Origin of the sequence: Gordonia sp. ABKF26 (assembly GCF_041103195.1) — a bacterium.
Lineage (GTDB): Bacteria > Actinomycetota > Actinomycetes > Mycobacteriales > Mycobacteriaceae > Gordonia > Gordonia terrae.
The window spans coordinates 505,706-520,432 of the sequence record NZ_JBGCVZ010000003.1 but is presented as its reverse complement, the minus strand read 5'-3'; the positions used below and the strand labels follow the sequence as shown (position 1 = coordinate 520,432).

General features: G+C 67.3%; 13 protein-coding genes. All 13 read right to left on the bottom strand.

Features of this window, described 5'->3' with window-relative positions; genetic code table 11:
* Window positions 1–21 precede the first annotated feature (21 nt).
* A complete protein-coding gene (locus AB4Z55_RS02905; RefSeq protein WP_239403021.1) occupies window positions 22–1,215 on the bottom strand; it encodes an FAD-binding oxidoreductase in 1,194 nt (397 codons plus the stop codon).
* A 57-nt stretch (window positions 1,216–1,272) separates the two neighbouring features.
* Window positions 1,273–2,520, bottom strand: coding sequence for an allantoate amidohydrolase (locus AB4Z55_RS02900; protein WP_239403022.1), 1,248 nt, complete (start codon window positions 2,518–2,520; stop codon window positions 1,273–1,275).
* Window positions 2,517–3,161, bottom strand: coding sequence for a HutD family protein (locus AB4Z55_RS02895; RefSeq protein ID WP_239403023.1), 645 nt, complete (start codon window positions 3,159–3,161; stop codon window positions 2,517–2,519). Before AB4Z55_RS02895 ends, AB4Z55_RS02900 begins: the two co-directional genes overlap by 4 nt.
* A gap of 148 nt (window positions 3,162–3,309) precedes the next feature.
* Window positions 3,310–4,641, bottom strand: a complete 1,332-nt coding sequence (locus AB4Z55_RS02890; RefSeq protein ID WP_239403024.1) for an FMN-binding glutamate synthase family protein — start codon at window positions 4,639–4,641, stop codon at window positions 3,310–3,312.
* A gap of 213 nt (window positions 4,642–4,854) precedes the next feature.
* The gene (locus tag AB4Z55_RS02885; RefSeq protein ID WP_239403025.1) at window positions 4,855–5,613 is read right to left on the bottom strand and encodes a protein glxC; all 759 of its coding nucleotides are present in this window, start codon (window positions 5,611–5,613) and stop codon (window positions 4,855–4,857) included.
* Window positions 5,601–6,497 (bottom strand): glutamine amidotransferase, encoded by an 897-nt coding sequence (locus AB4Z55_RS02880; RefSeq protein WP_101820493.1) that lies wholly within the window; start codon window positions 6,495–6,497, stop codon window positions 5,601–5,603. Before AB4Z55_RS02880 ends, AB4Z55_RS02885 begins: the two co-directional genes overlap by 13 nt.
* A gap of 66 nt (window positions 6,498–6,563) precedes the next feature.
* On the bottom strand, window positions 6,564–7,919 hold the full coding sequence (gene glnT / locus AB4Z55_RS02875; protein WP_064570940.1) for a type III glutamate--ammonia ligase: 1,356 nt from the start codon (window positions 7,917–7,919) through the stop codon (window positions 6,564–6,566).
* 232 nt (window positions 7,920–8,151) lie between these two features.
* Complete coding sequence (locus tag AB4Z55_RS02870) at window positions 8,152–9,522, bottom strand: ammonium transporter (RefSeq protein WP_239403028.1); 1,371 nt, start codon at window positions 9,520–9,522, stop codon at window positions 8,152–8,154.
* Between the two features lie 64 nt (window positions 9,523–9,586).
* The gene (locus tag AB4Z55_RS02865; protein ID WP_369520968.1) at window positions 9,587–10,618 is read right to left on the bottom strand and encodes a DUF3445 domain-containing protein; all 1,032 of its coding nucleotides are present in this window, start codon (window positions 10,616–10,618) and stop codon (window positions 9,587–9,589) included.
* Between the two features lie 2 nt (window positions 10,619–10,620).
* Window positions 10,621–11,622 carry a 2Fe-2S iron-sulfur cluster-binding protein gene (locus tag AB4Z55_RS02860; protein ID WP_369519088.1) on the bottom strand — a complete coding sequence of 334 codons (1,002 nt, stop codon included), beginning with the start codon at window positions 11,620–11,622 and terminating at the stop codon, window positions 10,621–10,623.
* A complete protein-coding gene (locus tag AB4Z55_RS02855; protein WP_369519087.1) occupies window positions 11,619–13,157 on the bottom strand; it encodes a heme-dependent oxidative N-demethylase subunit alpha family protein in 1,539 nt (512 codons plus the stop codon). Before AB4Z55_RS02855 ends, AB4Z55_RS02860 begins: the two co-directional genes overlap by 4 nt.
* The gene (locus AB4Z55_RS02850; RefSeq protein ID WP_369519086.1) at window positions 13,154–14,155 is read right to left on the bottom strand and encodes a 2Fe-2S iron-sulfur cluster-binding protein; all 1,002 of its coding nucleotides are present in this window, start codon (window positions 14,153–14,155) and stop codon (window positions 13,154–13,156) included. The genes AB4Z55_RS02855 and AB4Z55_RS02850 overlap by 4 nt, the downstream gene beginning before the upstream one ends.
* Window positions 14,152–14,721, bottom strand: a complete 570-nt coding sequence (locus AB4Z55_RS02845; RefSeq protein WP_369519085.1) for a dimethylamine monooxygenase subunit DmmA family protein — start codon at window positions 14,719–14,721, stop codon at window positions 14,152–14,154. The genes AB4Z55_RS02850 and AB4Z55_RS02845 overlap by 4 nt, the downstream gene beginning before the upstream one ends.
* Window positions 14,722–14,727 lie beyond the last annotated feature (6 nt).

Here is a 14,727-nt window from a genome sequence, read left to right as displayed (position 1 = left end):
GACACCCTGTGGGCGGGGAGATCAGCGCATCTCGCCGGCTCCCTCATACGGATGCAGACTCACCAGCAGGTCGTTCTCGGCGAAGCGCGAGTAGCGGAAGTCCCGCGGGTCGACGTTCTTCAGGGTGGTCGAACCGGTGAGGAGCAGATCGGCGACGAGCTTGCCGACGGCCGGCGAGATCTTGTAGCCATGGCCGGAGAATCCGGTGGCAAGGAACAGGCCGTCGACCGGTGCGGGACCGATGACGGGGTTGTAATCCGGCGTGACGTCGTATGCACCGACGTAGCTGCTGGTGATTCGTGGGTCGGGCATGTCGGGGAGTCGGTGGCCCATTTTCATCACGATCTTGTCGATCGTGCTCGAATCCGCACGATTCGCGTAGTTGTCGGGATCGATGTATTGCGGCGCGGCATGATCCGAGTTTCCCACCAAGAGTTCACCGTTCGGTTCCCGGCACACATACGACAGTCCTGCGAGATCAGACAGGACCGGCACGACCGGGGTCGGTTCCCCCTGATCGACGAGAACCAGCTGGGCGCGCTGGGCCAGGACGTCGACGGGCACTCCGACGGGTTCGGTCAGCGCGGGTGTCCATGGTCCCGCTGCCACAATGACGGAGTCGGCGTAAATGAGCTCGCCGTCGGCCATCTCGGCCCCGATGACACGACCGCCGGCGCCGGTCAGCAGCCGGGCCACCGGCGAGGACTGCCTGATCTTGACACCCAGTTGGCGGGCGGACGCACCGAACGCCATTCCTGCCATGTAGGCCTCACCGCGTCCACCAAGTGGCTCGTAGGCGAAGGCCGCGAAATCGTCTAGGTGCAGTCCCGGCCAGAGCTCGGCCATCTTGTCGTGGGCGATGAGCGAGACGTCGATGCCCAGTCCTTGCATCATCGCGACATTCGCCTCCAGCGGGGCGACATTGTTCTCGCCGACACCCACGACGTACCCGCATTGCTGGAAGGACATGTCGTCGCCGAATATCTCGGTGGCGCGCGTGAAGATGTCGATCCCGTACCACGACATCGCCGCCAGCGATGGGGTCCCGTAGTGGCAGCGCACGACGCCGCTCGACTTTCCGGTCATCCCGGAACAGAGGGTGTCGCGTTCGACGACGAGGACGTCGCTCACGCCCTGGTCGGCCAGCGACCAGGCGATGGCCAGGCCCTCAAGTCCTCCGCCGACGATGAGGAATCTTGTTGTGGTGATGGTCATGTGGGTCACGCTTTCGGGGTCGGGGGGCCGGGTGGAGGGTCGGTCGGGGTGGAATGCTCAGGCGTTGGCGGGAGAGGTGAGCAGGTCTTCGAGGACGGTGGCGAGCGCATGCCCACCGGCGTCGGCATCGGGGTCCTCGACAAACTCGTCGGGCGAATGCGAGACGCCGGTCGGGTTCCGGACGAACAGCATGGCGGTGGGAAGCTCGTCCTTGAGAACCCCGGCGTCGTGCCCGGCTCCGGTGGGCAGGATCGGAGCGTCGGGCAGCAAGCCGGCCAGGCGCCCCCGCAACCCGGGATGGAAGTCGACCCGCGGGCTCATCGACGCTTCGGCCAGCGTCACGGTGCAACCTTCGGCTCGCGCGTGTCCCCCTGCAGCATTTGCGATTTCGGCGACCAGCGCGGCGACGACGACATCGTCGGAGTGGCGGACGTCGAGCCACACGTCGACACGCGAGGCGATCACATTGGAACCGCCCGGCACCGGATCGAGTTTGCCGACGGTGGCGCGCGCACCGTCGACGGATCGGGCGAGGCTGCGCACGTCGAGCACGGTGGCAGCCGCGGCCACCATCGGATCTCGACGGTCTGTCATCAGGGTGGTGCCCGCGTGATTCCCCTGGCCGCCGAACGACAATCGCCAGCGGCCGTGCCCGAGGATCGAGGATCCGATCGCGATGGCACGATCCTGATCGACAAGGCCTCGACCCTGTTCGACGTGGAGTTCGACGAAGCAACCGATCTGGGCGAGGCGTTCGTCGTCGCGGCCGATGCCACGGATGTCGAGGCCGTTGCGCGTGGCGAGGTCGGCGAAGGACGTGCCATCCGAATCGACGAGGGCCGCAGCACGTTCCGGGGTCACCGCTCCGGTCATCAGTTGCGAGCCGAGACAGGCCAATCCGTACCTCGAGCCCTCCTCCTCGGGAAACACGGCCAGCGCCAGCGGGCGTGCCGGCGCGATCCCGCGGTCTTGTAGGACATCAACGGCGGCCAGAGCGGAGGCGACGCCGAGCGGGCCGTCGAAGGCACCACCGCCGGGCACCGAATCCAGATGACTGCCGGTAACAACGGCGTCGGACAAGGCCAGCCGGCCCGGGTTCCACCAAGCCCAGGTGATGCCATTGCGGTCGGTCTCGACATCAAGGGACCGTTGCGCGGCCGCAGCGATGAACCACTCGCGCAGCTCCAGTTCAGCCGATGAGTACACCGGTCGGCTGTATCCGCCGCGTGCGTTGTCGACGCCGATGTCGGCGATCTCGGCGAGCAGTCCGCTCACCGATGGAGGGTGTGCGCTGGATTCGGTCACGCGGGTGACTCCTCATCGTTGATTGGCGACCGCCGAACAACGTCGGCCGATGAACTGATGTGCACGACCGCGACGGTCGCGGCGCCGGAGATCTCGTTTCTCTGCCTTCCCAAGAGCACGGTGTCCCAACGGCATAGTTCCGCACCGTTGACCCGAAGCGCCCCGGTGAGGACCACCCACGCACGACCGTTACCCGGACCGACCGCGACCCGCCCACGGATGTGTCGCAGGTTCAGTGCGCCGACGACAACGCCTCGACGGGTCATCAAGTTGAGCAGATAGGTCGCGCCACGCACAGGCCCGGCTTCGACGTCGTCCTCGCCGGCGAACGAGACACGGTCCAGCAGCCCGAGGGTGCGCGAGGTCCCGTTGATCGTCATGTCCACCGGGTCATCACCGACGACCACAGCGGCGCGGTCGACGCCGGCAAACGTCGAGAAAGCGGATCGCTTCTCGATGTCGGCCAGGCTGAGGGCCCAGTCAGGCTCGTGCCCGCCGCACCCGGCGGCGATGCGACGGGTCGTCCCGCCACCATTGCGCCACGAGGTCACGTCGAGCGACGACAGCGGGATGACCTCCGCAACAGTGGAGTCGATGGTTGTATTCGTGCCGTGCGCATTCGATGCGCGGTCCAGCGTCATGTCGATGATCCATTCCGAAGTGGTCGATTGCAGCGACACCGTGGTCGGCCTCGTGCCGGCAGGAGTGGGAATCCTGGAGTGCCGATGTGGCCTACGACGGCGATCACCGCCGGGTTCTCACGCCGCGCACAGTGTCATTCGCACGACGTCAGAAGCCGGCCCCCGGAATCCAGTTCGTTCCGGCGAGCGGCACCCGGGCCATTGCCGACGCCTCGATCGAGATGGCGACGAGGTCTTCGGGCTCCAGATGCTGCAGATGCGCCTTGCCGCACGCACGGGCGATCGTCTGGGCCTCCATCGTCATCACACGAAGGAAGTTCGCGAGACGCTTTCCGCCGAGCACGGGATCGAAGCGCGCCGACAGTTCGGGATCCTGCGTGCTGATGCCCGCGGGGTCGCGCCCGTCTTGGAAGTCGTCATAGAAACCGGCGGCCGAACCCAGCGCCTCGTACTCCTCGGAGTATCGAGGATCGTTGTCGCCCAGCGCGATCAGCGCTGCGGTACCGATGGCGACGGCATCCGCGCCGAGCGCCATCGCCTTGGCGACGTCGGCGCCGTTGCGGATTCCGCCCGACACGACGAGTTGGACCTCGCGATGAACACCCAACTCCTGCAAAGCCTGCACCGCCTGCGGGATGGCGGCGAGCGTCGGGATGCCGACATGTTCGATGAAGACGTCCTGGGTCGCCGCCGTTCCGCCCTGCATGCCGTCGACCACGACGACATCGGCACCGGAGTGCACGGCGAGCTTCACGTCGTAATAGGTGCGGGTGGCACCGACCTTCACATAGATCGGCTTCTCCCAGTCGGTGATCTCCCGCAGTTCGTTGATCTTGATCGCGAGGTCGTCCGGACCGGTCCAGTCGGGGTGGCGGCAGGCGCTGCGCTGGTCGATACCCTGCGGCAGCGTACGCATCCCGGCGACGCGCTCGGAGATCTTCTGTCCCAGCAGCATTCCACCGCCACCGGGCTTTGCGCCCTGGCCGAGCACGATCTCGATCGCATCGGCTTTGCGCAGGTCGTCGGGGTTCATCCCGTACCGCGACGGAAGGTATTGGTAGACCAGGTTCTTGGACTGCCCACGCTCCTCCGGCGTCATCCCGCCGTCACCGGTGGTGGTCGACGTACCGACCTCTGACGCGCCGCGTCCGAGAGCTTCTTTCGCCCCGGCCGACAGCGCACCGAAGCTCATCCCGGCGATCGTCACCGGGGTGGAGAGATGCAACGGGTACTTGGCATTTCGGCTGCCGAGGACGACGTCGGTGTCACAGCGTTCGCGGTAACCCTCGAGCGGATACCGGGACATCGACGCGCCGAGGAACAGCAGGTCGTCGAAGTGTGGCAGCTTGCGCTTGGCGCCCCAGCCGCGGATGTCGTAGATGCCGGTCTCGGCGGCGCGCTGGATCGCGGCGATGGTGGTGCGATCGAACGTGGCCGACTCGCGCAGGCCGCGCTGTTCGGTGCTCAGGTTGTTCGTCATGGTGGTTCTCTTTCGTCGTGTGGTCGTGCGACGTCGCGGCCCTTCGTGGCTCGTCGCTGGCGCTCCTCGCACCTCAGGGAGCAGAAGGTCGGGCCGCTGGCGCTCCTCGCACCTCAGGGAGCAGAAGGTCGGGGCCGCTGGCGCTCCTCGCACCTCAGGGAGCAGAAGGTCGGGGCCGCTGACGCTCCTCGCACCTCAGGGAGCAGAAGGCGCTCAGTACGCGGCGGTGTTGTCGACCTTGAAGTGGTAGAGCTCGCGGGCCGATCCGTAGCGGGTGTAGTCGCGGGGATCGTCGTCGCCGAACCCGGCGGCCTTCAGGAGTCCGGCCAGTTCCTCGAGGTGTTCGGCGCGCATCGGCTTGGCGATGCAGTCGGCGCCGAGGGATGCGACCTCGCCGCGTACGTAGATTCGGGTCTCGTAGATGGAGTCACCGAGTCCGTCGCCCGCGTCTCCGCGGACGACCAGGCGGCCGGCCTGGGCCATGAAAGCGCTGTTGTGCCCGACGTTTCCGCCGACGACGATGTCGACGCCCTTCATCGAGATCCCGCAGCGGGCGGCGGCGTCGCCCTCGACGACGAGAAGCCCGCCGTGCGCGGTGGCACCGGCCGACTGCGAGGCGTTGCCCTTCACGATGACGCTGCCGCTCATCATGTTCTCGGCGACACCGGTACCGGCGTTGCCGTTGATCGTGACCTCGGCCTGCTGGTTCATGCCGGCCGCGTAATAGCCGACGTGGCCGTTGATCGTGATCTTCAGGGGGAGGTTGACCCCGGCGGCGACGCTGTGTGCGCCGGCCGGATTGTCGATGACGATCTCACCCGAGATGTCACCGTGGAGCGTCGAGTTGATCTCGCGCAGTGCGGTGCTCGCGAGGTCGAAGGTGTGGTTGGGACTCATCGTCTCAGCTTTCGCCGTGCCGGTGGAGGCGGGTACGGAGGTTGTCGAGGCCATGTCGGCGGTCATCGTGTCCATGCGTAGACGACCTCCGGCTCGGGCTCCCAGATGCGGGCGTTCTCCACGCCGGGCAGCTTGGCCAGCGCTCGGTACTCACTTGCCATCGCCACCCAATCGTCGGTCTCGGCGATGACGGCCGGTTTGCACGCGATCGCGTCACGGACCACGGCGAACGAATCCCGGTTGGACACGAGGAGGGTGTAGAAGCCGTCGAAGTTCGCGCACACCTCCTTCAGCGCGGTTTCCACATCTTTGCCCGCCGCCAGCTGGTGGGCGACGAAGCGAGCACCCACCTCGGTGTCGTTCTCACTGTCGAATTCGACTCCCGCGGCGCGCAGTTCCCGTCGGATGGTGGCGTGGTTGGCGAACGAGCCGTTGTGGACCAGGCATTGCTCCGGACCGACCGCGAACGGATGCGCCCCCGAGGAGGTGACGGCCGACTCGGTCGCCATCCGGGTGTGACCGACCCCCTGCCATCCCGAAGCCGCTGACAGACCCCAGGATTCGGTGAGGTCTCGGGGAGCTCCGACACCTTTGAGCACGGTGAGGTCGGCGCCGAAGCCCGCGACGAGAGCGTGCGGGTAGGCCGCTCGGGCGGCGGCCAGCAGTTCGTCGGACGTCACCGGGGCGGAGGCCACGAGAGTGACGTCGATCGACTGTGCCGCGACGGGCACGCCGAGGGCCGCGCTCAAGATCGCGGACACCTCGTCGGGCACCGCGTCCAGTTCGAGCAGGGAGATGCAGCCGTGACCCGGCGGCGCCCACGCGGGGTTGCCGTAGACGGCGATTCCTGCCGAATCCGCACCGCGGTCCTGCATCTCGCCGAGCATCTCGGCGAGCATCTCGCCGAGCCGGGGGTGGAGGTCCGGGTTGCGCAGATGCAGCCCGACGATTCCGCACATGGTCAGATCCTTTACGTCGAGGGGTGGATGATGCTGTCTGAGAGATGAATCGGTCGAGGTGGACGGTCAGAACGCCGTCAGGTACTTGTCGACCTCCCACGGCGTGACCGCCGCGTGCCAGTCGAAGAACTCGTCGCGCTTCAACCCGGCGAAGTACGCCGAGACCCGCTGCTGATCGGCCGGCCAGTCCTCTGGCAGTGCGGCGTCGAGCGTTCCGGTGACCACTGCGTCGGCCTCCAGCGCCTCCACGGCGTGCAGGAGGGTGAGCGGGAGTTCGGCGATGTGACCGGGACAGTTCCCGACCGCACCGGGGTCCAGACTCCGCTTGATGCCGTCGAGTCCGGCCCCCAGCAGCGCGGCGGCGGCCAGATAGGGATTCGCCGATCCGTCGCCTCCCCGGAGCTCGACCCGCTGGTCGTCGGGCACTCGGATGTAATGGGTGCGATCGTTGCCACCGTAGGTGGCCCGCCGGGGAGCCCAGGACGCACCGGAGCGGGTCGCTGTCGCACCGGTGCGCTTGTAGGAGTTGACCGTCGGCGCGATGACGGCCTGGAGTGCGGGTGCGTGCTCCAGGATTCCGCCGATGAACCCGTAGGCGGTCTCCGACAATCCGAGGCCGCGCTCGTCGTCGGTGACCTGGGGGAATACCGCGTCACCCGCCTGCGTCAGGGACAGGTGGAAGTGCAATCCCGATCCGGTGCGCTCGGCGAACGGTTTCGGCATGAACGTGGCGATCATGCCCTTCTCGGCGGCCAGGGCGGAGAGCAGGTAGCGGAGGGTGACGACACGATCGGCGGTCGTCAACGCATCGGAGTAGGCGAAGTTCTGCTCGAACTGGCCGTTGCCGTCCTCGTGATCGTTGGCGTAGTTGCTCCAGCCGAGCTGGTTCATCGCGGTGGAGACAGTCGTGAGATGGTCGTACATCCGGGTGAGGCCGCGCACGTCGTAACACGGCTGATCGGAGTCGTCGGCGGCGTCGGCGGTCACCAACGAACCATCCGCGGCCCGCTTGAGCAGGAAGTACTCGACCTCCGCCCCGACCCACGGTTCGAAGCCGGCGTCCGCGGTCTGCGCGATGAGCGCCTTGAGGATGTTTCTCGGCGCGAAGGGCCACGGCTTGCCCTCGACATGCGGATCGCACTGGACGACCGCGAGCCCCTCTTTGATGAACGGGATGGGGAGGAACGAGCGGACGTCCGGGATCGCGATGAGATCGGGGTCCTTCGGTTCCTGCCCGATCGCGCCGACGGCGTAACCGGCGAAACCCACACCGTCGGAGGCCAGTTCGTCGACCGCCTCCACCGGCACCAGTTTGGCGCAGGGTTTGCCGCGGAGGTCGACGAACATCGCGAGGATGAACTTCGTGCCGTGCGTGGCGCAGAGATCGGCGAGGTCGCCGGTCGTCGTCTCGGTGGTTGTCATCATGTGCTCCGGGGGTCGACTCTAGGGGCTTCGGTTGCGTCTGTCCACTCACGTGAACCTTTGTCTACTAGTAGTAGACCTGTTGGATGTTTCGGCCCTGTTTCGACTCAGTGAGCGGTGGGTGTCGGTTTGCCCGCACGATTTCGGCGTCGCACAACGCAGACGCCTCGGGGGCCCACCGTCGAACGGTGAGCCCCCGAGTGGTCGGGTCGAGAACGACGACCGGCGTCGATCAGACCCCGGCCGGCGGCGCCGATGTCGGAGCGCTCGTGGGCATGGCCTCCTCCACCTTCTCCGCAGCGCGAGCGGGCGACATGGTCGCGAGCCCACCTGCGTGTCCGACTGAGGCGCTGGGGATCTCGTAGGCGGTCTCGGCGTGCAACGCGGTGTCGAGGCCGACCATCTCGGTCTCCTCGTCGACGCGCATCCCGATCAGCTTGTCGAGTCCCTTGGCGATAAGCCAGGTCATTCCGAACGAGTAGGAACACGTGATGACGATTCCGGCGAGTTCACGCCAGACGATGTCGACGGGTCCGCCGAACAGGATGCCCTGGACACCGGCCGGTGCCGCCTCGGTGGCGAAGAGCACGATGCAGATGGTTCCGACGATGCCGCCGATGCCGTGCACGGCGAAAGCGTCGAGCGTCTCGTCGATCTTGATCTTGCTCTTGAAGCTGAGCAGGAACGCCACGACCGCAGCGGCGAAGACGCCGACGAGCAGGGCACCGAGCGGGGCCATGCTGCTGGCCGCCGGGGTGATGCCGACGAGGCCGGCGACGGTACCGGTGATCATCCCGAGGGAGGTGACGTGTCCCTCGCGCCACCTCTCGATGATCGCGAAGCCGATCATTCCCGCCGAACCGGCCAGCAGCGTGTTCAGGATGACGGCCTGCGCGAGGAAATTGGCACCGAGCGCGCAACTACCGTTGAAACCGAACCACCCGAAGAACAGGATGCCGCCGCCCATGATGGTCATCGGCACGTTGTGCGGACGTTCCATCCGGCGCTTGCGCGCGCCCAGCACGACTGCCAGCGCGAGTGCCGCGACACCGGCGTTCATGTGGACCGCGGTTCCGCCTGCGTAGTCGACGATCTCGAGGTCGTTGAGCAGGAAGCCGCCGCTGTGGTTGTCGTCGACGTCGGCCGCGAAGACCCAGTGCGCCACCGGGAAGTACACCACCAGCAGCCAGATCGGCGCGAAGACGAGCCACGCCGAGAACTTCATCCGTCCGGCCGCACCACTTGCCACGATGGCAATGGTGATCGCGGCGAACAGGATGAACCACGCGGCGAAGTACAGGTTCTGGGTGGCGCCGGAGGCGTCGTCGGTGAGCCAGTTGGTCAGGCCTATGTAGTCGGTCGGATTGCCGATGAATCCCCACCCGCCCACCGACGGGCCGGACACCAGTCCGTGCCCGATCACGACGTAGAGGACCGCCGTGATCGCCAGGGTTGACATGACCATCGTCATGATGTTGAGGACGTTCTTCGATCCGACCATGCCGCCGTAGAAGAAGGCCAGGCCGGGGAACATCAGCAGGACGAAGACGAAGGCCGCCAGCATCCATGCCAGGTCGGCATTGGCGGCGAGTATGGGTTCCATGAGCGATCTTTCGGTTCAGGGACTCTACGAGAAGTCGGGTGTTCGGGACCTGAGCTCACGGGCGTCATTGACCGCGCAGATATGCGACGACGCTGTCGCGGTAGTCGAGAAATCCCTTGTAGGCGGCGATGTCCTCGCCGAGCGTCTCGATAACGGTCGCCAGTTGACCGGCCCACTCGGGAATGCGCTTCACGTCCTCGAGCGAGGCCATGAATGTCCGAATATTGAACGTCACCGCACCCGACATCGGCAACCGGACGAAGTGTTCCAACTCGATTCGCAGACGTGCGCGGCCGAAATCGCCGTCGGCGACCATGCCCGGGACGTCGGTCGCCCACTCCGGGAGTTCCTCGAGGCTGACGTCGAGCTTGTGGGAATCCGACGCCGACAGCGTCCAGTTCACCCGGCGGTACACCTGATCGGCGGGTAGCCTGCGCAGGAACTGCTCGGCGCGGGCGACGATGCCTTCGCGGAGCATCCGGGGAACGGGTACGTGGATCTCGTACATGTCCATGCCGACGTCGAACGAGACCGACCACGCCGCGGCGAAGGTGACGACGCCGGCGTCGAAGTACAGGTGTCCGTCGCGCTCGGTGACGAGCAGCAGGTCGTCGGGGACCTCGCGGGCGAGGAACTCCATCGGGCCCCACGGCAGGGTGGCCGGGTCGCCGAGGACGAATCCCTGGTCTGTCCCGAGAAGGTCGTTGCGCCAACGGAATCGGCCGTCACCGTACTCGGTGAGCCGCATGTCCGCGGGATAGGCGTGGCCGAGATCCCGAAGGTAGTACAGGAGAAGGTCCCAGCACGCGAGTTCCATGCCCGGACGCACCCGGACACGCGTCGGATCGGCGTCGAGGATTCGGCGTCGCTCGGCCATGATCGCCGGGTACTCGACACCGCCGAGGTCGACGAGGTGCCGCCCCCATTCCCCGGCGCGGGTGGGGCGCGGGATGCGTGCCGGCTCCACGTTGACGCTGTAGGAGAACTCCTCCAGTTCGTCCGGGAACGGCCAGGGCAGGTTCGCCAGATGGTCGACCCGCCGGTCACATTCGGCCCGCTCGCTTCGCTCCCGGCGCCGGGTCGAGAACGAATCGATGCTCACAGGTCCACCTCGATCTCCTCGCCACGCGACACGCAGCACAGCATTGCGTCGCCGGTGGCCTTTTCGTCGTCGGTCAATACGAAGTCACGGTGCTCGATACGCCCGCGTCGCACCGGGATCCGGCATTCGCCGCACACCCCCTGACGGCACAGGTTGGACACCGGCACACCGTGGTCGAGAAGCCGCTGCAGCAGCGACACCCCGGGCGGTACGTCGATCCGGACCCCGGTGGACGCCAGGGTGACGGTGAACGGGTCACCGGGATCCTGCTCGGGCGCACTGAAGCGCTCGAGATGAACACGTGCGCTCGGCCAGCCGGCCGCCTCGGCGAGTTCCGTATACGCCGTCAGCATCGACGCCGGGCCGCAGGCGTAGGCATGTGTGCCGAGCGGCTGGGCACGAAGCCGCTCGGCGAGCAGCGCGGCGGTCGCGGCGGCACCGGACACCTCGTGCAGCGTCACGGTGGGTTGCTCCGCGAGCGCGCGCAGGTCGTCGGCATGCGCATCGCACCCCGGGCGATACGAGTAGACGATGTCGGCGCGACGCCCGTCCCGGGCCAGAGCTCGGGCATGGGACAGCACCGGCGTCACGCCGATGCCACCGGCCACCAGCAGGGCGCCGCGCTGATCGAGCACCGGCGCGAACATCGAACGCGGACCCTCGATCTCGACGACGGAATCCTCGACGAGGTTGTCGTGCAACCAGTCCGAGCCACCGCCCGCGCCTCGCCGCAGCACCGAGATGCCGTAGCTGGTCGGGTACATCCCGTCGTCGACGAGCGAGTAGGCGTTACGTTGTCCACCCGCGGAGATGATCAGATGGCTGCCCGGCTGATACGCGGTCAGAGCCGGCGCATCGGCATCGAGGGGCCCGAACCGGAAGTGGGTCACCTCATCGGTGAGTCGTCGCACCGAGAGGACGCGCATCGGTCTCGGACCGGTGACGTATGCGGGGTGGAGGTGAGCCGGATACGCCACCCCGACAGTGGCCGCGGTCATGCCTCGCCGCCCGACGCGGAGCCCAGAAAGCTACCCAATACCGGCGAATGATGCTCGTGCACTTCGAGATCCCGTGCGCAACCGGGGCACCCGACGGTACCGCCGGCAGCGGCGACGACCCGAAAGGTGTCGCGGCAGTGTGCACAGTACAGTGGCAGATCGCGCGTGTGCGTGACATACGACGACAGTTCGGCCGCCACCGCGCCGGCGGCCCGGGCCATCGCGAGTGCGGTCATCACGTCGTACTGTCCCCCGGTCACCAGGATGCGGGTGCCGGTGCGGCACTCGTCGAGAGCCGACCGCAGCGCCGACCGGTCCGCTGCGTCGACGAGTGGGTCCAGGACCAGCAGACGCGTCGCGCCGATCGCCTCGGCCTCACCCACCCAGCCCCGGGACACGTGCGCGACGTCGGCGTCGTCTCCGATCGCCACGACGAGAAACGCTGATCCGGTGGTGTCGACGGCCGGCGGCCTCGTGGGCCAGACCGGCATCCCCGGTCCAGGCGTCGCGGCCGGCACGGGTGCGGCCGCCCGCAACCACTGCGCCGCTCGATCCCGGAACTTGATGATGCCTTTGTAGTCGGCCATGTCGGCAGGCAGCTCGGACAGGACGTCGGCGGCGCGGCGCCGCCAGGGTTCGACCGTCGCGAGTTGGTCGAGCGGCAGCATGTAGGTCCGGATCAGGAACATCACCGCACCCGAGTCCGACAGGCGGATGAGGTGTTGCACCTCCACGCGCAGATGCACCCGCCTGCCGAACTCGTCGTCGGGCACCCGCTGAATGGCCTCCCGGTCGGGTCCCCACTCGTGGTAGATCTCGGTCGAGACGTCGAGGCGGCGGTCGATGGTCAGGGTCCAGTTGGTCCGCCGGTACGGCTGATGGGGTTGCAAGCGCTTGAGGAACTCGTGCGCGCGGGTGATCACGCCTTCCTTCCGGATGCGTGGCACCGGTCCGTGGATCTCGAGGAAGCTCATCCCGACGTCGAACCCGAAGCTCCAGTCGGCGGCGAAGGTCACCACCCCGGCGTCGACATACAGCTGGTCGTTGCGCTGATCGAGGAGCGCGATGTCCTCCTGCACCTGAGAGGTGATGTACCGCAATGGTTCCTCGGGCAGAGACGCGGGATCGCCGTAGCGGAAGTGCTGCTCGATGCCCAGGATCTCGTTCCGCCACAACCAGGTGTCGGTTCCTGTTGTCCGGAGCTGCATCTGATCGGGGTGGGTGACGTCGAGTTCCCGCATCAGCGTCAACATCGCGTCCCAGGCGGCCGGCACCATGTGCGGCAGCACCGCGTGGCGCGTGGGATCGGCGGCCAGGATCATCGCGCGCCGGTCGAGTTCGGCGCGGTACTCCGAGTCGATGTCGACCACCGCTGCGCCCCACCGGCCGGCCGCGGTGGTCACCGTCGTCCGTGCCGGCTCGACGTTCGTGCTGTATCGGTAACGGTCTTCGGGGAACGGGAACGGAAAGCCCGCGAGGAGATCATCCGCGGACGGCACACCTGTTCCGGCCGCCGGTTCGAATGTGGTCGTCACAGTGGAACCTCCAAAGTGCTTGCGGCAGTGGCACGCGAGACGCACGGCATGATGGCGTCCCCCGCGTCTTTCTCCTCGGTGCTGAGATACAGGTCGCGATGGACCGGGGTACCGCCGGCGAGCGGGATGCGGCATTCTCCGCACACCCCCTGCCGGCAGAGATTCGGCACTGCGATGCCCTCGTCCTCGAGTGCCTCCAACATGCTGGTCCCCGCCGGCACGTCGACCGTGCGTCCCGAAGCGGTCAGCTCCACGCGGAACGGGTCGCCGGGATCGAGGGCGTCGACACCGAACCGCTCGAAGTGGACGCGCGATTCCGGCCAGCCCGCGTCGACGGCGGCACCGACGACCACGTCGATCATCGACGACGGTCCGCACACGTACAGGTGGGTCCCGACGGGTTGGGCTCGCAGTGCCTGCCCGAGACGATCAGTGAACGACGCACGGTCGGTGAACAATTCGGCGCGACGACCGGCCAGACGGGTGACGTCGTCGAGATGCGCGGCCGACGAGTCGCGAAAGACGTAGAGCAGCTGCACATCGCGACGCCACCTGACCGCCGCCCGAAGGTGCGACACCATCGGGGTGATGCCGATCCCACCGGCTATCAACAGGTGCTTGCGCGCCCGGGCGATCGGCGCGAACGCGCTGCGCGGCAGTCCCACCGTCACCGTTGCGCCGACCTCGAGTTCGTCGTGGAGCCACCGTGATCCGCCCTTGCCCCCGGGGAGCCGCAGAACCGAGATCGAGTACTGCGACGGGTGCGCGCCATCACCGGTGAGGCTGTAGGCGTTGGTGGAAGCGCCCGCGTGCACGACCAGGTGGCTGCCGGGTACGTAGGCGGGCAGGGCGCGTCCGCTCGGGTCGGCGAGGGTGATCGTCCGGATGTCCCGAGAGGGCGCGTCGACAGCGGTCACGACGAGTTCCAGCGTCGTCGCGGCAGATGCACGACGCAGGACGGGCTCGGACGGGCTCATCTCGGCCACTCCGCTGATCATGAGACGGGTTCCTCGTGTGGTTCGTTTGCTGGACAGGGCGATTGGGCGGTCTCCGCGTCGATCATGAATCCCAGGTAGTGACCGGTCCGGCGCGAGACGTGGTGGTACACGAGGAGATCGCGACGACATCCGGCGCAGGCGACGACATCGTCGATCGCCGCCGCCGTACGCGTGACCGAGCGGCAGTGCGCACAGAAGACCTCGACGGTGACCTCCGCTGCGGACGCCGCGGGAACGACGGTGATCTCGTCGTCCTCGAGGCCGGCACCGAGCGCCACCGCGCGCAGGGTCAACGCCGATCCCGCATCGGCTGCGATCCAGACCCGGACGCCGACAACGGCTTCGGTCAGCGCACTGCCCAGTTGGGCGGCGGCGGTGTCGGTGTCACCTTGGATCCGGGTCGTGACTTGCGGTGGCAGTGCGGACTCCCAACGCGCAAGGGTCTCGGCGACGTCCCCGACACCGACCAGCACGTAGGAACTGCCGGTCGGCACCGGCGACGTCGCCTCGATCGGACCACCGGGGCGTGCCCACGTCGGCACGCTGGAGAAGGCGATCTGCGACACGGCCGC

Bases quoted from the DNA above. Each gene is read 5' to 3' on its own strand.
- AB4Z55_RS02905 (WP_239403021.1), bottom strand. From the start codon at position 1,215: ATGACCATCACCACAACAAGATTCCTCATCGTCGGCGGAGGACTTGAG.
- AB4Z55_RS02895 (WP_239403023.1), bottom strand. From the start codon at position 3,161: ATGACGCTGGACCGCGCATCGAATGCGCACGGCACGAATACAACCATC.
- AB4Z55_RS02890 (WP_239403024.1), bottom strand. From the start codon at position 4,641: ATGACGAACAACCTGAGCACCGAACAGCGCGGCCTGCGCGAGTCGGCC.
- AB4Z55_RS02885 (WP_239403025.1), bottom strand. From the start codon at position 5,613: ATGGACACGATGACCGCCGACATGGCCTCGACAACCTCCGTACCCGCC.
- AB4Z55_RS02880 (WP_101820493.1), bottom strand. From the start codon at position 6,497: ATGTGCGGAATCGTCGGGCTGCATCTGCGCAACCCGGACCTCCACCCC.
- glnT (WP_064570940.1), bottom strand. From the start codon at position 7,919: ATGACAACCACCGAGACGACGACCGGCGACCTCGCCGATCTCTGCGCC.
- AB4Z55_RS02870 (WP_239403028.1), bottom strand. From the start codon at position 9,522: ATGGAACCCATACTCGCCGCCAATGCCGACCTGGCATGGATGCTGGCG.
- AB4Z55_RS02860 (WP_369519088.1), bottom strand. From the start codon at position 11,622: ATGACCGCGGCCACTGTCGGGGTGGCGTATCCGGCTCACCTCCACCCC.
- AB4Z55_RS02850 (WP_369519086.1), bottom strand. From the start codon at position 14,155: ATGATCAGCGGAGTGGCCGAGATGAGCCCGTCCGAGCCCGTCCTGCGT.